Origin of the sequence: Streptomyces mexicanus (assembly GCF_902506575.1) — a bacterium.
GTDB classification, from domain to species: Bacteria; Actinomycetota; Actinomycetes; order Streptomycetales; family Streptomycetaceae; genus Streptomyces; species Streptomyces mexicanus.
In genome coordinates this window covers 3,091,574-3,112,133 of record NZ_LR732544.1, presented here as the reverse complement: position 1 = coordinate 3,112,133, position 20,560 = coordinate 3,091,574, and the positions used below count along the sequence as shown (strand labels likewise).

Below are 20,560 nucleotides of genomic sequence, written 5' to 3'. Positions count from 1 at the left end.
TAAGAGACGGCGGCACCGCCGCGCGGTTCCTGGCCGGGCTGGCCTGGACGGTGCTGCTGCTCGGGGTGTGGCAGTGGGGCGGCGACCTGGCCGACGTCGGGCGCGGCCCCGTCGAGCCGGCCACCGGGGACATGGCCGCCGTCGGCCGGCCCGCGCAGCACCGGCTGCCGCCCGCGGCCCCACCGCTGCCGGACGTCCGGCCGCCCCGGCACCTGGAGATCCCCGACCTCGGCGTGAGTGCGTCCGTGGCCGCGCTCCCCGCCGACGCGCGGGGGACCCTCGCACCGCCGTCCGCCGGGCAGGCCGCCACCACCGTCGGCTGGTACGGCACCGGGACGAGCCCCGGCGCGGCCGGCACCGCCCTGCTGGTGGGCCGCGCCGACAGCGACGGCCGGCCCGCCGCGCTGCACGCGCTGGGCTCCCTGCGCCCCGGCGAGACGGTCCGCGTGGTCCGCGACAACGGCCGGGCCGCCGACTTCACCGTCGACGCCGTGACGAGCGTGCCCCGAGAACGCCTCGATGCCGGGCGGCTCGCCGGTGGCGCGTCGGCGGGCCGGGCCGAGCTGCGGCTGCTCGCGTGCGGCGGCACGTTCGACCCGGTGCGCGGCGGTTGCACCACGAACGTCCTCGTATCGGCGTACCTCACCGGAACCGGCCCCTGAGCCCGGACCGCCTGGCAGCATGGAACGCGGCGGGGTGGGCCGACCGCCCTCCGCCGAGCGCACCACGCCGAGCGCATCGAGGGGCACGAGGGGGAGTCGTGACGTGGGGGAGTCGTAAGGACGGCGGGAGGGCCGCCTTCGCGCGCGCCCTCGCCGCGGGGACACGGGCGTCCGCGGTGGTCGTGGGGGCGGCACTGCTGGCCGCCGGGTGTTCCTCCGGGGGAGGTGACGGCGGCCGGGGCGAGCACGGCGACGACGGCGGGCGCGGGCCCGCCGCGATCACCCAGCAACCCAAGGAGGCCGACCCGTTCTGGGTCAACCCGGACAGCAGAGCGGCCCGTCAGGTCGCCGCTTACGTCAAGGCGGGCCGCACCGCCGACGCCGAGCAGATCCGGAAGATCGCCGCGCAGCCGACCGGCGAGTGGATCGGCCCGGAGAACCCCGAGCAGGAGGCGCGCGGCTTCACCGAGGCCGCCGACAAGGCGGGCCGCACCGCGCTGCTCGTCCTGTACAACATCCCGCACCGCGACTGCGGCCAGTACTCCCAGGGCGGAGCCGCCGACGGTGCCGCCTACCGGGCCTGGATCGCCGCTGTGGCCCGCGGCATCGGCGACCGCCCGGCCACGGTGATCCTGGAGCCGGACGCGGTGCTGCACCTGGTGGACGGCTGCACCCCGAAGGAGTTCCAGGAGGAGCGCTACGACCTGCTCCGGGGCGCGGTGGCCGCGCTCACGGCCCTGAAGAACACCAAGGTCTACCTCGACGCGGGCAACGCCGGCTGGGGCCACCCCGACCAGATCTTCGAGCCGCTGCGGCGGGCCGGGGCCGAGCAGGCCGACGGCTTCGCCGTGAACGTCTCCAACTTCTACTCCACCCGGGACTCCCTGGCCTACGGCAAGGACCTGTCCGCGAAGATCGGCGGCAAGCACTTCGTCATCGACACCAGCCGCAACGGCAACGGCCCCTACACCGGCGGCGACCCGGACGAGCGCTGGTGCAACCCGCCCGGCCGGGCCCTCGGCGAGACGCCCACGACCAGGACCGCCGACCCGCTGGTGGACGCCTATCTGTGGATCAAGCGCCCGGGAGAGTCCGACGGGACCTGCAAGGGCGGCCCGAAGGCGGGGGACTGGTGGCCGCAGTACGCGATGCAGCTGGCCCGGGCCGGCGGGTGACCGCCTGAACGCACGCGGCGCGGGTGCCCTCCGCCGCTCGCGGAGGGCACCCGCGCCGGGGTGGGCGTCCGGTCGTCAGGGAGCCTCGCCCGGCCGCCGGGGTCGTCGTCCGGCTACGGCACCTTCACCCACTGCGCCGTGCTCGGCGTGCCCTGGTCGTCGACCACGAACAGCATGTACCAGCCCGACTGCACCAGGTTCCGGTTCTTCGGCACCGTCACCGTCACCTTGTCTCCCGAGGCCGTGAAGTCCAGCGCGATCGAGCGCTGGTCCACGTCGGTGACGTGGGTGGAGGCGCTCGGCCGGATCAGCCGGACCTTCTTGATCGTGGCGGCGTGCTGCGACGTGAACGTGCCCGTCGCGCCCCGCGCGATGGTCCGCGGTCCGCCCGACAGCGACGGGCGGGAGTCCCGGTACAGGTAGGGCGGGGTGTAGATCTCGATGCGCTGCTCGAACGTGCCCGGCTTGGTGTTGGCCTTGTCGCCGTAGAGCGAGTCGGAGCCGAAGAACATCACCCGGCCGTCGGGCAGCAGGATCGAACCGGCGTGGTAGTTGCGGCCCACCAGCGGGTCGGCGACCCGCTTGAAGGTGTCGGTCGCCGGGTCGTACAGCCGGGCCTGGAGGATGTCGGAGTCGCTGCGGCCCCGGTAGTCCTGCGAGCCGCCGGAGACCAGCACGGTGTCGTCCGGGAGGATGGAGGACTGCGGGTAGCGGGTGCCCTTCTCCAGCGACGGGCCGTCGGTGAAGTGCGGGTTCCTCGCCTTCAGGTCGATCAGCCGCGTCCTGTTGCTGGACAGCTTGGACTCGCCGACGCCGCCTCCGCCGATGACCAGGTACCGCTCGTCCTGGGCGGGCGGCAGCAGCACCGTGCCCGATGTCTCCATCATGTTCGCGTCACTCAGGCCGGGCAGTTTCGTGAACGTGTTGGTGGCCACGTCCCAGATGCCCGGGTCGCGGCCCACGTCGTCGGGGCCATAGCCCGCGTTCGAACCCGAGTAGAAGATCTTGCCGTTCTGCATCAGGAACAGCGCCGGGTAGGTGGGGAACTGCCGGATCTTCCGGGTGTAGGTCCACTTCTTCGTCTTCGGGTCGAAGACCTCGTTCTTGCCCGGGACCAGTTGGCCGATGTCGTCCAGGCCGGAGACGCTGAGGATCTTGCCGTCGCTCAGCGTGGTCAGCGTCGGGTACCAGCGGGCCTCGTGCATCGGATCGACCCTGATGTACTTCTCGGCCACCGGATCGAACTCGTAGGCGTCCCGGATGCCTTGGAAGTCCTTCTTGTCGAGGGCGAGTTTCTGTGCGATGCCGTAGGTGTTGCGGGCGTCGACGCCGGTCAGGCCCTGGATCCGGTAGTTGTCCTGGGTGCCCGTCTCGTACGTGGCGCCGCTGCGCTGCGCCTCGACGTAGATCCGGCCGAGCCCCGGGGTGTTGCCGAGGAACCTCCCCGTCCTGCTGTCGAAGTTCTTCTTCGCCCGCGGGACCAGCACCGGGTCCTTGGAGACGAACGTCTTGCCGTTGGCGCGGCCGGTGAACCTCGTGCCCGCGGGCAGGGTGATCGGCTTGTCCGGGTTCTCGTTGTGGACGATCATCAGGCCCCCGGCCTTGGTGACGTCGCCCTTGAGTTTCTCGTAGCGCTTGGTGCCGCCCGCGATGAGGATCTTGCCGTCGGCGAGCTGGGTGTGGCCCGTGCAGAACAGGTCGTTGGGCGTGGGCACCTTCTTGACGGTCCCCTTGACCGGGTCCCAGATGCGGGAGTCGAACTTCTTGGCGTCGAAGTTCGCTTGGTTGTTGCCCGAGCCGGCGACCAGCAGGACCTTGCCCGTGTGCAGCAGCACGGCGTGGATGGTGTCCTGCCGGTACTTCTTGGGGAACTCGATGATGTCCCAGTGGCCGTTGGCGGCCTTGTAGCCGGGCTCGTTGATCTTGTACTGGTGGTAGCGCTCGGCGCCGAAGCGGTACAGCCACGGACCGTTCATCCCGGCCAGGGCGAGCACCACCACGGCACCGATCCCGACCCGGCGGGCACGGCGCAGGCCGGCCTGGTCCCTCATTCCTGACGACCTCCCGCCGGACCCAGCCCGCCGAGCGCGATCCGCAGGGTGTGCTCACCGGTGCCCTCCGCGCTCCCGCTCCCGCCGCCCGCCCCGGCCCAGCTGGGCCGGCGCCCGGGCGCGTGCGCCGGGTACGCCGCCGGTACCGCGTCCTGCGGCGGTGCGGCCGGGCCGGCGGCGGGTGCGGATGCGGGGGTGGGTGCGGATGCGCCGGGTGCCGGGACGTCGGCGTAGGCGGGTGCGACCGCGGGGACGCGGCGGTCCTGCCGCAGCGTCCAGCGCCAGGCGACGATCGGCGAGGCGGTGATGAGCAGGGCGAGCGACGCCCAGGTGATCATCGCGGGGTGGGCGTGCCCCAGGGCGAACCCGGCGGCCAGGGAGCCGCCGAAGACGGCGATGAAGAACCAGTGCACGCGGAAGGTGCCGAACAGCGTGTCCGGGCTGGCCGACTCGCCCTTGGGGGTGACCACGAACCTGCTCCTGCGGCGCAGCACGGCGTCCATCAGCGAACGGGCGTAGATCGGCGCCGACAGCGCGGACATCACCATGCCGGCCACGCCGCCCGACCCCTCCGGCTCGTGCGGGGAGACGTTGTGCCGGCGGTTCCAGATGTACAGGCCGATCTGGAGCGCGGAGGCGTTGCCGTAGAGCATCAGCCACACCGTCGGGTCGATGTTCACGCCCGAGGCGCCGAGCCCCAGGAACAGCGCGCAGCTCAGCGCGGCCAGGATCCAGTTCAGGGCGGACATCGGATAGAAGACGATCATCATGGTGTAGTTGAAGAGGCGGCCCGGCGGAAGCGAGAAGATCCCCCTCCAGTACTGCTTGAGGATCGTCTCGTAGGTGCCCCGCGACCAGCGCAGCTGCTGGGTGAAGAAGTCCGTCCAGGCGTTCGGGCCCTCGCCGACCGCGAGCACGTCGGGGGTGTAGACCGACTTCCACCTGCGGCCCGTCGCCGGGTTCTTGGCGCGGTGCATCTCGAAGCCGGTCGCCATGTCCTCGGTGATCGAGTCGTACAGGCCGCCGATCTGCTTCAGGGCGCTGATCCGTACGGCGTTGGAGGTGCCGACGAACATCGGGGCGCCGTAGCGGTTGCCGGCGCGCTGGATCAGGGCGTGGAAGAGGAACTGCTGCGACTCGGCGGCCTTGGTGACGAAGGTGTCGTAGTTGCCGTAGACCTGCGGGCCGATGACGAAGCCGACGTCCGGGTCGCGGAAGTAGCCCAGCATCCGCTCCAGGTAGTTGGGCAGCGGCACGTGGTCGGTGTCGACGGAGGCGAAGAAGTCGTACTCGTCGCCGTGCGCCTCCAGCCAGGCGTTGTAGTTGCCGTGCTTGGTCTTGGCGCGGTGCGGACCGGTGGGCCGGTTCCAGCGTTCGACGCCCTTGCGGGTGAAGTGGTGCACACCCAGGCGCGCGCAGACCTCCTTCACTTCCTCGTCGTCGCCCTCGTCCAGCAGCCACACGTGCATCACGCCCCGGTGCCGCAGCCGCACGGCCGCCTGCAGGGTCCTCGTCACCATCTCCAGCGGTTCCTTGCCGGGGACGAACGTGGTGAGGAACGCCACCCTGGTGCCGGCCTCGGGCACCACCGGGACGGGGTCGCGGGCCACCAGGGTGGCGTGCGCGTTGGACAGCACGTTCAGGCAGCGGAAGAACTCGATCAGGCCGATCGAGACCAGCATCACGATGTCGAGGGCGGGCAGGAAGTCGTACGTCGGGTACTCCCGCTCGGTCCAGTGGTCCGGCTGCAGCAGCCAGCCCAGCAGCACCAGCGACAGCAGCGGCGCGGCGGCCAGCATCAGCGCGACCCGCACGCGGTGCGGTTCCTGCGAGATCAGCGAGCGGTAGCGCACCCGGTAGGGCCGGTCCGGATCCGGCTGGGTGAGCGGGCCGGCCAGCCGGCTGTAGTGCTCGTAGTCGTATCTCGGCAGACTCTTCCTGATCCTGCGGAGACTTCCGGTGTCGCCGGCCCGGTGCGGTGGCACCCGCAGCCGGGTCGTGGCGGACGGATCGTGCTGGTGCCGGGCGCCCGTCGGCGTCGACGTCATGAGTCATCCCCCCACACGCGGGTCAGCGCGCGTGTCATCGGTGTCGTGCCGGTTGCATGGCTGCCCCCCTCGGCAGCCCTCGACGCGTGGGAGCCCCTTCTCCGCACGCATCGGACCAATCCGGCTCAAACGGTCTTTCGAAAACCCCCCAAGGTCCCCCAACCACCGCGTAGCGGCGGCATCGTGGCATCCAGGGTTCTACGGTGTTCGTCATGATCGCAAGATGCGAAAAACGGAGTTAACCGCCTATCGGCGCCTATGACGCATAGGGGTACATCTGTGCGAAGAGTGGCCCGGGTGGGTGTGGTGGCGCATGTGCCGATGCGAAAGGCCCTCCGCCGGTGCGGAGGGCCTTTCGGTGTCGGTGCGCCGCCAGGGACTCGAACCCCGGACCCGCTGATTAAGAGTCAGCTGCTCTAACCAACTGAGCTAGCGGCGCCTGCTGACGTCCCTAACTTTACAGGACGCCGCAGGGTGCTCCTGACCGGCGTCCGCGAGTCCGGAAACCGGTCCGTCATTGGTATGGACATGACCAAGAGAGGGCAATACCCTGACCTTGGTCTAGACCAGCCCTGCTCAAGGAACTTCCCCACGTTCTCCAGGAGCGGCCAATGCGCACCAAGACCAAGCTGTACGCGGCCGTGCTGGGCCTTGCCACCACCGGAGCCCTCGTGCTGTCCACCGGTGGCGCCAGCAGCCACGGCTACACCGACCTCCCCGTCAGCAGGCAGAAGCTCTGCGCCAACGGCACCGTCACCAACTGCGGCGACATCCAGTGGGAGCCGCAGAGCGTCGAGGGCCCCAAGGGCTTCCCGGCGGCCGGCCCGGCGGACGGGAAGCTGTGCTCCGGCGGCAACAGCCGGTTCGCCCAGCTCGACAGTCCCCGGACCCCCTCGGGCGGCGCCTGGCCCACGACCAAGGTCACCGGCGGCCAGAGCTACACCTTCCGCTGGCAGTTCACGGCCCGGCACGCCACCACGGACTTCAAGTACTACGTCACCCGGCAGGGCTGGAACCAGGACCACGCGCTGACCCGGGCCGACCTGAACACGACCCCGTTCCTGACCGTGCCCTACGGCGGCCAGCAGCCGCCGGCCACCCTCAGCCACAGCGGCACCCTGCCGACCGGGCTGAGCGGGCACCACGTCATCCTCGCGGTGTGGACGATCGCCGACACGGGCAACGCGTTCTACGCCTGCTCGGACGTGACGTTCTGATCAGGCCGGTCACGCGGCGTGCCGCACCCGCGGCCCGCACGTCGAACGCCGAAAGGCCCCTCGTGTGCACGAGGGGCCTTTCTTCCGGTGCGCCGCCAGGGACTCGAACCCCGGACCCGCTGATTAAGAGTCAGCTGCTCTAACCAACTGAGCTAGCGGCGCATGACTCCCGCCTTCCGCTCTCCGCGGCCGGCGACGAAGAAAATACTACCTGCTCCTCGGGGGTGCTCGTGACCACCCTGGCGGCCCCCTCATGAGCACGCTCCGTGTCCGTCCGCGTGCCCCGGCGGCCTCACGGCGTGAGCGGCAGCAGCACCCGGGCCGCGTCGCGGCCCAGCTGGTCCGCGGCCCGGCGCAGCCGGTGGGCGCGCTCCACCGGCAGCGACAGGGCCAGGCAGCCCACGGCGGACCCGGCGGGGACCGGGACGGCCGCGCAGACCGTGCCCACCGCGTACTCCTGCAGGTCCAGCACCGGGGCCGTGGGCGGCTGGGCGGCCAGGCGGGACAGCAGCAGCTTGTCGCTGGTGATGGTGCGCGAGGGGAGGCGGGGCAGCCGGTGCCGGGCGAGGGGGTCGCGCCGTGCGGCGTGGTCCAGCTGGGTCAGCAGGCTCTTGCCGACCGCGGTGGCGTGCGCGCAGCTGCGGAAGTCGGCCCACTCGTGCACCGCGGGCGCGGCCGGGCCCGCGGCGTACCGGGTGACGCGGACCTCGCCGTCGACGTACCGGCTGAGGTGGACCGCCGCCCCCACCGTGTCGCGCAGCCGGTCGAGGACCTGCTGGAGCTGGTCGCGCAGGGCCTGCTCGCGGCCCCGGGCGGAGCCCAGGCGGGCCAGGGGGGTGCCGGTGACGTGGACGCGCTCGGTGACCTGCTCGGCGTAGCCCTCACGGCGCAGCATGCGCAGCAGGGCGGTCAGCCGCTCGGGGGTGAGGCCGGTGCGGCGGGCCGGCTCGGTGTCGGTGATCCCGGCGGAGTGCCGCGCCACCAGTTCCAGGACGCGCAGGGCGTCGTGGACGAAGCGGTGCGGGGGGGGGCTCGTGCGTCGGTGCCACGGTGTCCGGTGGCTTCCTGGGCCGTGATCCGGTCATCCCCTCGCCTTCACGATACGGGCAGCGCCCCGGCCGTGGCCGGTTCTCGCCGGGATCGGAGCCCGTGCGGGGGCGGCTCGCCGGTTTCGGCTATGCCACGGCCGCGGGGGCGCGGCTTTGCGGTTTTGCGGCCTTGGGGGCGCCCTTCAGGTAGGGGTCGGCGTACTGCGACCTGCCCACGTACCCGGTGCGCACGTGGTTGCCGAAGTGGCGGGGGTCGACGGTGACGGCGGGGTTGCGGCCCGCCCCCCCGCCGTCCCCCTACAGCACCCCGGGGCCCCCCCCCGACGCCCCCCCCCCCCGCACCCCCCCCCCCGCGGGCCGCGGGGCGGCGGCGGTGCGCCGCTCCGCGCCCCCCCCCCCCCCGGGGGGCGCGGAGCGCCGCGCCGGGGCGCGCGGGGGCGTCCCCGCGGGGGAGCGGGGCGGCGTGCTCCAGCTGATCGACGGTCCGGGCGCTGGCCAGAGCCACCGCGGCGTGCGAGGCCAGCAGCCAGCCGGCGGTCTCGCTCTCCGGAGTGAACGCCCCGGCGCGCCCGGAGTAGCAGTTCAGCGCCCCGAAGTCCTGGTCGTCGGTGTACAGCAGGAAGCCCATCATGCTGCCGATGCCGAGCTTGCGGGCGGCCGGCGCGTACGAGGGCCAGAGCGGCTGCGGCTGCGCCATGTCGACGATGCGGAACACCCGGTCGCCGTTGACCCGGCGGGCCGCGTCGAAGCAGGGTCCCTCGCCCAGCTCGCCCTGCAGCCGGTCGGAGGTCTCGACCATCTCGTCGGTCACGGCCAGGCTCACCGCGGTCGGCAGAAGGGCGGGTGCGGATGGACTGGCGTGAGTTCGCCGAGCAGATGGCCTTGCTGGCGCGGCGTCTGCTGGCCCAGGACTCCACTCAGGAGACGCTCGACGAGATCGTCTCGGCGGCGGTCGAACTGATCGACGGCTGCGAGACGGCGGGCATCCTGGCGGGGGGGCAGGGGCCGGCCGCGCGGCCCGCCGGGACCCGCGGGCGGGGCCGCCACCCCCGCCACCGGGGACACCGGCCCGGCCGCGGGCGCCCTCGCCGCGCCGGCCGCCGTACCGCTGCCGGCGTTCCACGGCCCCCACCAGCGGTCGGTCACGGCGGCACCGCGCCGGACGTGCGCGTTCCTCGCCCTGGACGTCACCGCCGAGGGCCGGGCGGAGCTGACCGACCTGCTGCGCACGCTCACCGACCGGGCCCGCTTCCTCACCTCGGGCGGGACGCCCGAACCGGCCGGCATCACCGGGCCGCCCACCGACTCCGGTCTGCTCGGCGGACAGGTGCCCTCCGGCGCGCTGGCCGTCACCGTCGGCGTCGGCGCCTCCCTCTTCGACGAGCGTTTCGGGCTCGGCGCGCGGCGGCCGCGCCACCTGAAGGCCATGCCCTCCTTCCCCGACGACGACCTGCGGCCCGAGTGGTGCCACGGCGACCTCAGCCTGCAGTTGCACGCCGACGAGCCCGACACGGTCCTGCACGCGCTGCGCGACCTGACTCGGCACACCCGCGGCGCCCTGCAGGTCCGCTGGCGCCTGGACGGCTTCACCAGCCCGCCCCGCCCCGTCGGCACCCCGCGCAACCTGCTGGGCTTCAAGGACGGCACCGCCAACCCGGACCCCGCCGACGCCCGGGAGATGGACCGACTGGTGTGGGTGGGCAGGGACTCGGGCGAGCCGGAGTGGACGGCCGGCGGCAGCTACCAGGTCGTGCGGCTGATCCGCATGCTGGTGGAGTTCTGGGACCGGGTCTCGCTGACCGAGCAGGAACGCATGATCGGCAGGTCCCGGGAGTCCGGCGCCCCGCTGGACGGCGACACCGAGGACGACACCCCGCACTACGCCGACGACCCCAAGGGCGACGTGATCCCGCTCGACGCGCACATCCGCCTGGCCAACCCGCGCACCGCCGCGACCGCCGGCCAGCGCATCCTGCGCCGCGCCTACAACTACGACCGGGGCACGGACGCCAACGGCAACCTGGACATGGGGCTGCTGTTCTGCTGCTACCAGCAGGACCTCGCCCGCCAGTTCGAGACGGTGCAGCGGCGCCTGGCGGGCGAACCGCTCACCGACTACGTCAAGCCGTTCGGCGGCGGCTACTTCTTCGCCCTGCCGGGCGTCCGGGACGAGTCCGACTGGTACGGCCGTTCCCTGCTGAGCTGACGTCAAGCGGGCAAGACGCTGGCCCGTTTGGTCAATACACGATCAGAAATCGTTGCGCGTTCTCTTTCCCGGCGTTCACTCGCGCGCCATCATGGCTCAGCCACCGCGCCGCCGACCCGGCGGAGCATCCCGGTCCGTATGCGGCAAGAACGATCCTGCCCGGAGGGTGGAACCAGATGGCCAGCAGGGGAAGACGAGCAACGATACGGAGTCTCGGGGCGCTGGCCGCCGCCGCGGCGCTCACCGTGCTGGGCGGCGCCGCGGCCGGCTGGGCCGCCGCACCGGCCGGCCACCACCGCCCGGCACCGACGGCCACGCCGATCGAGCACGTGGTCGTCCTGTTCGACGAGAACATCTCCTTCGACCACTACTTCGCCACCTACCCGAAGGCCGCGAACACCGACGGCACGAGGTTCACGGCGTCGAAGAAGACCCCGAAGGACATCGACACCCTCGCCCACGCCGGGCTGCTGACGAAGAACCCCAACCAGTACGCGCCCAAGCGGCTCGGCCCCGACCAGGCCGTCACCTGCGACCAGAACCACTCCTACGGCCCCGAGCAGTACGCCTACAACGGCGGCAGGGCCGACCGGTTCGTGGAGAACACCGAGGTCGACAAGTGCAGCGGCGGCCTGTTCGGCGAGCCCGGCCTGGTGATGGACTACTACGACGGCAACACCGTCACCGCGATGTGGAACTACGCCCAGCACTACGCCCTGAGCGACCGTTCCTTCAGCTCCACCTACGGCCCCTCCACGCCGGGCGCCATCAACCTGATCTCCGGTCAGACGCACGGCATCGTCTCCGTCGACCCCGCCTCCGGCACCGAGCACCCGAAGCAGACCGACACCCCCGACCCGTACGTGGTCAAGTCCCCCGACGCGCACGGCGTCGGCACGATGATCAACGACCCGGACCCGGCGTTCGACGACTGCGCCGGCAAGAACCACACCAGCTCCAGCGCGCTGGGTGTGATGACGGGCCGGAACATCGGCGATCTGCTCAACGCCGAGAAGGTCACCTGGGGCTGGTTCCAGGGCGGCTTCCGGCCCTCCACCGCGTGGAGCGGCAAGCAGGGCGAGTACGCCCGGTGCGAGACCGCCCACGCCAATGTCGGCGGAGCCCAGGTCGTCGACTACAGCCCGCACCACAACCCGTTCGCCTACTACCGGTCCACCGCCAACCCGCACCACCTGCCGCCCAAGAGCGTCGCCGAGATCGGCCACGACGGGCAGGCCAACCACAACTACGACCTGACCGACTTCCACGCCGCGCTGAAAGCCGGCCGGCTCCCGGCGGTCAGCTTCGTCAAGGCCCCCGCCTACCAGGACGGCCACGCCGGTTACTCCGACCCGATCGACGAACAGCACTTCCTGGTCGAGCAGATCAACGCGATCCAGAGCGCGCCGCAGTGGAAGTCCACCGCGGTCGTCATCGCCTACGACGACTCCGACGGCTGGTACGACCACGCCTACGCCAAGGTGCGCAACGGCTCGACGGACACCGCGCCCGGCTCCAACGGCAAGGCCACCGATAGCCCCGCCTGCCAGGCCGGGCCCGCGCCGGCCGGCGGCTACCCGGACCGCTGCGGCCCCGGCACCCGCCAGCCGCTGCTGGTCATCTCGCCGTACAGCAAGGTCAACAAGGTCGATCACACCCAGACCGACCAGGCCTCGATCATCCGCTTCATCGAGGACAACTGGCACACCGGGCGCATCGGCGACCACTCCTTCGACGCCACTGCGGGCCCGCTGACGGGCATGTTCGACTTCCGCCACCCCAACAACAAGCAACTGCTGCTCAACAGTGACGGATCGGTGCGGTCCGTGGGCCCGATCCGCCCCGTGGCACCGGTCGCCACCACCATCACGCCGGGCCCGGCCCTGCAGAACGCGGCCGTCGCCACGCCGGCCTCCGCCTTCCCGGTGGTGCCGGTGGGGATCGCCGCGGGGGCGCTGCTGGCCGCCGGTGCCACCGGAACGTATCTGACCGTGCGGCGCAGGGCCCGGGGCACCGCCTGATCCGGGTCCCTTGGAGCCCCGTTCGCCCGAGCAGGTGAGCGGAGCCGATCAGCAGGGACGAAAAGGGGCCGTCCCGTCGGGTGACGGGACGGCCCCTTTCGTGGGCGGGCGCCGTCAGGGCCGCGCCGGCAGCGTCGCGCAGGTGGAGGCGGCCGGCTTGCCGGCCAGGCGGTCGGTCAGCCAGGACACGGCGGCGCCCTGGTCGGTCAGCAGCGGGCCGAAGTGGTTGAGCAGCGGGCTGATCACGTTCGGCAGGACGACGGGTGCGTAGGTGACGTCGGCGCCCTTGCGGCACCAGTCGACGGCGAGCTGCCGGGCCTGGGCGTGCGGGACGAGGTCGTCGCTGGTGCCGGTGGCCACGCGCACCGGACCGGCCGGCCTGAGCCGGCCGATGCGCTGGGTGTCGAGGAAGTCCTGCAGCTCGGGGGTGGAGTCGATGATGGCGCTCAGGGACCGTCCGTCGGTCGTCCACTTGGTGCTCTTGGCGTAGCCGTAGCGCAGGATCGCGTCGCCGACGCACATCGTGGACAGATCGGCCAGGGCGGCCTTCCCGGCGGCGTTGAGACGGGCCTCGGCGATCGGTTTCAACTCCGGGTCGCTCTGCAGGAAGCCGTTGAGCGACCAGCCCAGCGCGCCAGCCAGTTCGGTGCCGTCGATGCCCTCGGTGACCTCGGTCAGGTCGGCGGGCGGCGCGCCCGCGTAGGTGCCGGCGAGCGGGACGTCCGGGGCGTACGACGGCTGCAGTTCGGCCGCGGCCGCGGTGGCGCCGCCGCCCTGGCTGTAGCCGAACAGCCCGACCGGTGAGGACGCGGTGACCGAGGCGCCCTCGACCGCGCGGGCGGCGCGGGCCGCGTCCAGGACGGCATGGGCCTCGTCGACGCGGTTGACGTAGGTGTGCAGCCGGTCCGTGGCGCCCAGACCGGCGTAGTCGGTGACGACGACCGCGGTGCCCCGGGCCAGCAGCCGGTAGATCGACAGGTCCTCGTACCCCACCGACACGGTCTGCCCGTTGAGGGTGAGCGGGTGCTCCAGGCCCAGGGAGGCCGCGCACTGGTCGCCCTGGCCCATGGTGCCCGGCGCCACGACGACCAGCGGGCGCGGGCCGGAGCCCGTCCAGCGGGCGGTCGGCTCGATGTAGGCGCCGGTGACCGCGACCGGCCCGCCGCCGGCGTCGGTCGACTTGTACATCACCCGGGTGGCCCGGCCCGGCAGCGGGCCGTCCAGGCCGGGCAGGGACAGGGCGAGCGGCAGCGGCTCGCTGCGGATCAGGGTGCCGTCGGCCGCGGGGAGCCGGGTGGGCGGGTTGTAGAACTCCGGGATGGTGACGCCCCGGGAGACCACGGGCCCTGAGTCCGTGGCCGCGTCGGCAGCGGTGGCCGCGAGTGCCTGGACGCCGAGGCACGAGACGGCGGTGAGCGCTGCGGCGAGCAGACGTCTGCGCGCGGGCATGGGGAGACCTCCTGGATCGGCGGGGCAGGAGACGGTGCCTCGTCGCCTGAGGGCGGCACGGGAGCCGGCCGGGCGCGAGGGCAGGGCAGGTCGGCGCGAGGCGGCACGGTCGTCCCCCGGCTGCCCCGCGCAGAGGGGGAGTGGCAGACGAGACCGTACCAGCTGCTGTTACCGCCGGTAGCAGTCCGAAGGTTACGGTTCAGTAATATGACGGGACGTCCGACGAGCGGCACCGTTGCGGACACCGCGCGTCAGGCCGGGCCGCCTCCACGGCCGGCGCTCACCAGGCCATCTGGTCCAGCAGGGCCGCCGAGTCCAGCTCCGGGGCGGTGCCCAGGGTCTGCTCCGCCCAGATCACCTTGCCGTGCGCCACGTAGCGGGTGCCCCACCGCTCCGCGAACTGCGAGACCAGGAACAGGCCGCGCCCGCCCTCGTCGGTGCTGGCCGCGCGCCGCAGCCGCGGGGAGGTGTTGCTGCCGTCGGACACCTCGCACACCAGCGTGCGGCCCAGCAGCATCCTGACCCGCACCGGCGGGGCGCCGTAGCGGATGGCGTTGGTCAGCAACTCGCTGAGGATCAGTTCGGTGGCGAACGAGGACTCCTCCAGCTGCCACTCCTGAAGCCGCCGGCTCACCTCCGCGCGCACCCGGGAGACCGCCGCCGCGTCGAACGGCACGTCCCACACCGCGACGCAGGACGGGTCCAGCAGCCGGGTGCGGGCGACCAGCAGGGCCACGTCGTCGCTCGGGCGGTCCGGCAGCATCGTCTCCATCAGCGCCCGGCAGGTCTCCTCCGGCGTCTGGTCCGCGTGCCCCACCGCGGAGGCCAGCATCCGCAGCCCCTCGTCGATGTCCCGCCTGCGGTCCTCGACCAGGCCGTCGGTGAACAACACCAGCCTGCTGCCCTCCGGCAGCTCCAGCTCGCCCGCCTCGAACGGATGCCCGCCCACCCCCAGCGGCGGCGACAGCGGCAGTTCGGGGAAGGTCACCCGGCCCGCCGGATCCACCACCGCCGGGCACGTGGGGGCCGGACGGCTGCCGGTCCCGGGGGCGGTGGGTGCGCACGGGCGCGCTGCCCGTTCCCCAGGGGCGCGTGACTTGTGCCGGTTGTAAATCCCCCGCGTCTCCGGGTACTCGGACCGGCACGGCCCAGCAACCACAGCAGAAAGGCTGGTCATGACGGCACTCGGATTCCTCTACCCGGGCCACTCCGCCGAGGACGACTATCCCCGCATGGAACAGCTCCTGGGCAGTGACGTCCGGGTGGACCTGGTCCACACCGACGGCGGCGAGGATGCCTACCGGGTGGCGGCGGGGCGCGAGACGGTCCCGGCCGGGCGGCTGGCGCTGTGCGTCGAGGAACTGCGGCTGTCCGGTGCCGAGGCGGTGGTGTGGGCCAGCACCAGCGGCAGCTTCCGGCAGGGCTGGGACGCCGGCCACGCGCAGGTGCGCGACCTCGCCCGGGCCGCCGGCATGCCCGCCTCCTCCACCTCCTTCGGCTTCGTGCACGCGGCGCGTGAACTCGGCGCGGCCCGCGTCGCCGTCGCGGCGCCCTACCCCGGGGACGTGACCGCGCTGTTCGTGGACTTCCTGCGGGCCGCGGACCTGAAGGTGGCCGGCGCCCACAGCGCGGGAGCGGAGGGACCGGCCGAGGTCGCCACCTGGGGCGAGGACGAGCTGCTCGCCCTGGTGCGGGCCGCGGACACCCCGGAGGCCGGGGCGCTGCTGGTGCCGGACACCGCCCTGCACACCGTCTCCCACCTCCCCGCCCTGGAGGAGGAGATCGGCAAGCCCGTCCTCACCGCGAACCAGGTGAGCGTGTGGGAGGCGCTGCGCCTGACCGGCCGCCGCGTCAACGCGCCCGGCCTGGGCGCGCTGTTCACCCGGGAGCCCATCGTCCAGGTCTGAGGGACCGCGCGGGTCCGCGGACCACCCGGGGTCCGACCGATCGCACGGGTCCGGCAGATCACAGGGTCCGTGAATCACCTGGAGTCCGACCGACCACCTGGGTCCGTGGATCACCTGGCACCGGCGGATCGCATACGTCCGCGGGCACCTGGACGCGCCGGATCACGCGGGTCTGCCGGGGCCGCAGGGGCGTGGGTTGCGGGGGCGGTTCCAGGGGCGTTACCTGGAACTGTCCGGCGGTGCAGCGAGAACGCCCCGGGGCCACGGTACGCACCGGCGGCGGCCCCGGACTGCCTGCGTCCCGCCCCGGTAGCGGCCCCGTCGTCGCCGTCGCACAGCGTTCGACCACATGCGAGCGGCGCGCGTTCCCGCGCGTGCGCGCGGTGTCCGGCGCGTTCGACACGTTCGACGGAGGTGACCCAGGTGAAAGCCGTCGTCTATGAGAAGCCCTACAACGTGGTGGTGCGGGACGTCGACGACCCGCGGATCCAGCACCCCAACGACGTGATCGTCCGGGTCACGTCCTCCGCGATCTGCGGCTCGGACCTGCACATGTACGAGGGCCGCACGGCCGCCGAGCCGGGCATCGTCTTCGGCCACGAGAACCTCGGCATCATCGAGGAGGTCGGCAGCGGGGTGACCTCCCTGTCCGAGGGCGACCGGGTCGTGATGCCGTTCAACGTGGCGTGCGGGTTCTGCAAGAACTGCCTCGCGGAGAAGACCGGGTTCTGCCTCACGGTCAACCCGGGCTTCGCCGGCGGGGCCTACGGATACGTGGCGATGGGCCCCTTCCTCGGCGGCCAGGCGGAACGGGTGCGCGTGCCCTACGCCGACTTCAACTGCCTGAAGCTGCCGCCGGGCGAGGAGCACGAGACCGACTTCGTGCTGCTCGCCGACATCTTCCCCACCGGCTACCACGGCTGCGAGCTGGCCCAGGTCTCGCCCGGCGAGTCCGTGGCGGTGTTCGGGGCCGGACCGGTGGGCCTGATGGCCGCCTACTCGGCGCTGCTGCGCGGCGCGGCGAAGGTGTTCTCGGTGGACCGGGTGCCCGAGCGGCTGGCCAAGGCCGAGGAGATCGGGGCCATCCCCATCGACTTCACCCAGGGCGACCCGGCCGAGCAGATCAAGGAGCACACGCGCGGCGAGGGCACCGACAAGGGCGTGGACGCCGTCGGCTACCAGGCGCAGAGCCACGACGCCAGCCATGAGGAACCCGCCGTCGTCCTCAACGCGCTCGTCGAGACGGTCCGGCCCACCGGCATGCTCGGCGTGCCCGGCCTGTACGTGCCGTCCGACCCGGGCGGCCCCGACGAGCACGCCAAGCACGGCCAGCTGCTGGTCTCCATCGGCAAGATGTTCGAAAAGGGGCAGCAGATGGGCACCGGCCAGTGCAACGTCAAGCGGTACAACCGCCAGCTGCGCGACCTGATCATCGCCGGGCGGGCCAAGCCCAGCTTCGTGGTCTCCCACGAGCTGCCCCTGGACCAGGCGCCGGAGGCGTACCAGAAGTTCGACAAGCGGATCGAGGGCTACACGAAGGTGGTGCTGCACCCGGGCCACGCGCTGGCGGCGTGAGCACCGCGCCGACGGCGCGCGGAAGCGGGGGAGAAGCGGGGGAACAGTGAGGGAAGCCGCCGCCCCGGGGACGCCCCCGGGGCGGCGCGCGGAACAAACGGGGACCGTCTCCTGTTGACGCCCGGCAGAGCAAGCACGGCCGAGCAGCAGGAGGCACCCCCGTGGTGGCAGACCCGCACGACGAGATCCGAGGCACAGCCCTCGGCTCCGCACCCGTACCCCTGTCCGTACTGGACCTGGTCACCGTGGGCGCGGGCCACACCGCCAGTGACGCCCTGCGCACCAGCGTGGCCCTCTCCCGCCTCGCCGAGCGCCGCGGCTACCACCGCTACTGGGTCGCCGAGCACCACTCCATGCCCGGCGTGGCCTCCTCCTCGCCGGCCGTGATCCTCGCCCACCTCGCCGCCCACACCGAGCGCATCCGCCTCGGCTCGGGCGGCGTGATGCTGCCCAACCACGCCCCGCTGGTCATCGCCGAGCAGTTCGGCACCCTGGAGGCCATGGCGCCCGGCCGCGTCGACCTCGGCCTCGGCCGCGCCCCCGGCACCGACGGCGCCACCGCCGCCGCCCTGCGCCGCACCGACCGGCTCAACGAGGGCGCCGACGACTTCCCCCAGCAACTCGCCGAGCTGATCCGCTTCCTCGACGACGACTTCCCCGACGGCCACCCCTACCGCCGGATCCACGCCGTGCCCGGCCCCGTCCAGGCCACCTCGCCCGGCGGCGTGCAGTCCCCGCACCGCCCGCCGGTCTGGCTGCTCGGCTCCTCCGGTTTCAGCGCCCGGCTGGCCGGCATGCTCGGCCTGCCCTTCGCCTTCGCGCACCACTTCTCCGCGCAGAACACCATCCCGGCCCTGGACCTGTACCGGGAGTCCTTCCGGCCCAGCGCCGTGCTGGAGGAGCCCTACGCCCTGATCGGGGTGGCCGCCCTCGCCGCCGACGACGAGCGCGAGGCCCGCCGCCAGGTGCTGGCCGCCGCACTGAACATGGTCCGGCTGCGCACCGGCCGCCCGGGGCTCGTGCCCACGCCGGAGGAGGCGGAGGCGTACGAGTTCAGCGCGATGGAGCAGGACTTCATCGCCTCCTGGAACGCCAACGTCGTCCACGGCACCCCCGACGAGGTCCGCGCCGGCCTCGACGACCTGCAGAAGCGCACCGGCGCCGACGAGCTGATGATCACCGCCAACGCCCACAGCGGCGAGGTGCGCGTGCGCTCCTACGAACTCATCGCCGACGCCTACGGCCTGCCCGGCGGAGCGCCCGGAAACTGAGCCGCCGGCCGTCAGAGGTCAGCGGTCGGCCACTGGCCGTCAGAGGTCAGCGGTCAGCCGCCGGCCGTCAGCGGTCGGCCGTCAGCGCCGTCCGCAGGCGTGGCCGTCGAGCAGTTCGGAGATGCGGTCCGGTGACACCGGCCGGGAGTACAGCCAGCCCTGCCCGGTGTCGCACCCGATCCGGCGCAGCCGGCTGGCCTGGTCGGAGGTCTCCACGCACTCGGCGGTCACGGTCAGCCCCAGCCGGTGGGCGAGCTGGATCATCGCCTCGACGATCACCTCGTCGGCGGGGCTGGGCGGCTGGGCCGCCCCGGCCAGCTGCTGGAACCCGCGTACGAAGGAGCCGTCCAGCTTCAGCGCGGAGACCGGAAGACGGCTGAGGTAGGCGAGGTTGGAGTAGCCGGTGCCGAAGTCGTCGATGGCGATGCGCACGCCCATGTCGCTCAGCGCCCGCAGGGCCTGCAGCGGCCGCCCGGCCGAGCCCATCACCGCCGACTCGGTCAGCTCCAACTGCAACAGCTGCGGGGCCAGTTGCGTCTCCGCCAGCACCTCGGCCACGTCCGCCACCAGGTCGGAGTCCCACACCTGACGGACCGCCACGTTGACGCTGACGAAGATCGGCGGCTCGTCGGGGTGGGCCAGCTGCCAGGCGCGGGCCTGCCGGCAGGCGGTGGCCAGCACCCAGCGGCCCAGCGGCACGATCGAGCCGTCCTCCTCCGCCAGTGTGATGAACCGATTCGGCGTCAACACGCCGAACTGCGGGTGCCGCCAGCGCACCAGCGCCTCCACCCCGCGCAGCCGCCCGTCCTCCATGCCGACCAGCGGCTGGTACTCCAGCGTGAACTCGCCGCGCTCCACGGCCGCGCGCAGCGTGGAGACCAGCGCCTGGCGGGTCATGCGGTGGGCGTTGCGCTCCGGGTCGAACAGCGTCCAGCGGGCCCCGCCGTCCGCCTTCGCCCAGTACAGCGTCGTGTCGGCCGCCTGCATCAGGGCGGTCGCCGAGGTGCCGGCCGCCTGCCGCTCCACCACGCCGATCGATGCCGACACCGACAGCTTCCGCCCGGCGATCTCGAACGGTTCCTGGAGCGCGCACAGCACCGACTCGGCCAGGTCGGCGAGTTGCTCGGTGCCGGTGGAGCCCTCCACGAGCAGCGCGAACTCGTCACCGCCGAGCCGGGCCACCAGCGGAGCGCCGGCCCGGCCGGCCGCAGCACGGTCCGCGCAGCCGGTCAGGCGTCGCGCCACGGCCGCCAGCAGCCGGTCGCCGACGTGGTGGCCGAGGGTGTCGTTGACGGCCTTGAAGCCGTCGAGGTCCAGGTAGCACAGGCCGACCCGGCCGCTCGTGCCGGTCCCGCCGGACGGTGCCGACTCCGTCCGGAGGGCGAGCGACAGGCGCTCCAGGAACATCGTGCGGTTGGGCAGCCGGGTCACCGGGTCGTGCAGGCGCACGTGGCGCAGCCGGGCCTGCAGTTCACGCCGGGCGCTGACGTCGGCGACGGACAGCAGCACACCGGGGGAGGGACGGCCGGACCCGCTGCGGGTGCCGGGCGGGAGAGCGGCGGCCGTGTCCCGGTCCGGGTGGAGATGCGGGGCCGGGCGCTCGGGCGGCAGGGGCGCGACCGTGACCTGGACCCACATGGAGCGGCCGTCGGCGTGCTTGAGCCGGCGGGTGCAGCGCAGCCGGGCCTGCCGGCCGCGCAGTACCTCGCCGTACGCCTGCCGGGTGCGGCCGTCGGAGGTCAGGTCCACCAGGTCGGCGGCGACCCGGCCGGTGAGTTCGCCGGGAGGGGTGCCGAGCAGGGCGCCGAAGGTGTCGTTGGCACTGACGACCACGCCCTGGTCGTCGAGGACGGCCATCGCGAGGGGGGCGGCGTCGAAGGCGGAGCGGAAGGGAGGAGCCGCGGCTGCCGAGGGGGTGAGGGAGGGGGA

Annotated in this window: 11 protein-coding genes, 2 tRNA genes and 4 pseudogenes; 8 read left to right on the top strand and 9 right to left on the bottom strand. The window is 72.9% G+C overall.

The window, feature by feature from the left end; genetic code table 11:
- Positions 1–662: sortase domain-containing protein (locus GV126_RS13870; protein WP_159666243.1), on the top strand; the 662-nt coding region annotated here is incomplete at its 5' end.
- Positions 663–760: 98 nt separating this feature from the next.
- Positions 761–1,837: a glycoside hydrolase family 6 protein gene (locus GV126_RS13865; protein WP_185946653.1), complete on the top strand. Its 1,077-nt coding sequence runs from the start codon at positions 761–763 to the stop codon at positions 1,835–1,837.
- A 113-nt stretch (positions 1,838–1,950) separates the two neighbouring features.
- Here the strand turns inward: GV126_RS13865 and glxA are convergent, their stop codons facing one another.
- The 3 genes from glxA to GV126_RS13850 form a co-directional block, all read right to left on the bottom strand.
- Positions 1,951–3,888, bottom strand: a complete 1,938-nt coding sequence (glxA, locus tag GV126_RS13860) for a radical copper oxidase GlxA (RefSeq protein WP_159666240.1) — start codon at positions 3,886–3,888, stop codon at positions 1,951–1,953.
- A complete protein-coding gene (locus tag GV126_RS13855) occupies positions 3,885–5,936 on the bottom strand; it encodes a glycosyltransferase family 2 protein (protein ID WP_159666237.1) in 2,052 nt (683 codons plus the stop codon). The genes glxA and GV126_RS13855 overlap by 4 nt, the downstream gene beginning before the upstream one ends.
- 365 nt (positions 5,937–6,301) lie before the next feature.
- A tRNA-Lys gene (locus tag GV126_RS13850) sits at positions 6,302–6,375 on the bottom strand.
- Between the two features lie 172 nt (positions 6,376–6,547).
- Here GV126_RS13850 and GV126_RS13845 point away from each other — a divergent pair.
- Positions 6,548–7,153 carry a lytic polysaccharide monooxygenase auxiliary activity family 9 protein gene (locus GV126_RS13845; RefSeq protein ID WP_159666234.1) on the top strand — a complete coding sequence of 202 codons (606 nt, stop codon included), beginning with the start codon at positions 6,548–6,550 and terminating at the stop codon, positions 7,151–7,153.
- An 88-nt stretch (positions 7,154–7,241) separates the two neighbouring features.
- Here the strand turns inward: GV126_RS13845 and GV126_RS13840 are convergent.
- From GV126_RS13840 to GV126_RS13830, 3 genes and pseudogenes are all read right to left on the bottom strand, one after another.
- Positions 7,242–7,315 (bottom strand) — tRNA-Lys (locus GV126_RS13840).
- Between the two features lie 130 nt (positions 7,316–7,445).
- A pseudogene (locus GV126_RS13835) lies at positions 7,446–8,202 on the bottom strand (IclR family transcriptional regulator).
- 460 nt (positions 8,203–8,662) lie between these two features.
- Positions 8,663–9,028 (bottom strand): annotated as a pseudogene (locus GV126_RS13830) (GAF domain-containing protein); the annotation flags it as partial.
- A 147-nt stretch (positions 9,029–9,175) separates the two neighbouring features.
- Between GV126_RS13830 and efeB the strand changes: the two are divergent.
- Positions 9,176–10,408 (top strand): annotated as a pseudogene (gene efeB / locus GV126_RS13825) (iron uptake transporter deferrochelatase/peroxidase subunit); the annotation flags it as partial.
- Positions 10,409–10,584: 176 nt separating this feature from the next.
- Entirely contained in the window at positions 10,585–12,429 is a 1,845-nt protein-coding gene (locus GV126_RS13820) for a phospholipase C (RefSeq protein ID WP_159666231.1), read from the top strand.
- A 114-nt stretch (positions 12,430–12,543) separates the two neighbouring features.
- Here the strand turns inward: GV126_RS13820 and GV126_RS13815 are convergent, their stop codons facing one another.
- Both GV126_RS13815 and GV126_RS13810 read right to left on the bottom strand, forming a co-directional pair.
- Positions 12,544–13,878, bottom strand: a complete 1,335-nt coding sequence (locus tag GV126_RS13815; protein ID WP_159666228.1) for a lipase family protein — start codon at positions 13,876–13,878, stop codon at positions 12,544–12,546.
- Positions 13,879–14,158: 280 nt separating this feature from the next.
- Positions 14,159–14,896: pseudogene (locus GV126_RS13810) on the bottom strand (SpoIIE family protein phosphatase); the annotation flags it as partial.
- 157 nt (positions 14,897–15,053) lie between these two features.
- Here GV126_RS13810 and GV126_RS13805 point away from each other — a divergent pair.
- From GV126_RS13805 to GV126_RS13795, 3 genes are all read left to right on the top strand, one after another.
- Positions 15,054–15,785, top strand: coding sequence for a maleate cis-trans isomerase family protein (locus GV126_RS13805; protein ID WP_159666225.1), 732 nt, complete (start codon positions 15,054–15,056; stop codon positions 15,783–15,785).
- 423 nt (positions 15,786–16,208) lie between these two features.
- Positions 16,209–17,360: a glutathione-independent formaldehyde dehydrogenase gene (locus tag GV126_RS13800; protein WP_159673664.1), complete on the top strand. Its 1,152-nt coding sequence runs from the start codon at positions 16,209–16,211 to the stop codon at positions 17,358–17,360.
- 161 nt (positions 17,361–17,521) lie between these two features.
- Positions 17,522–18,631 carry an LLM class flavin-dependent oxidoreductase gene (locus GV126_RS13795; protein ID WP_159666223.1) on the top strand — a complete coding sequence of 370 codons (1,110 nt, stop codon included), beginning with the start codon at positions 17,522–17,524 and terminating at the stop codon, positions 18,629–18,631.
- Positions 18,632–18,712: 81 nt separating this feature from the next.
- On the opposite strand, the gene GV126_RS13790 is transcribed toward GV126_RS13795, so the two are convergent.
- A partial coding sequence (locus GV126_RS13790; RefSeq protein ID WP_159666220.1) for an EAL domain-containing protein occupies positions 18,713–20,560 on the bottom strand: 1,848 nt, incomplete at its 5' end.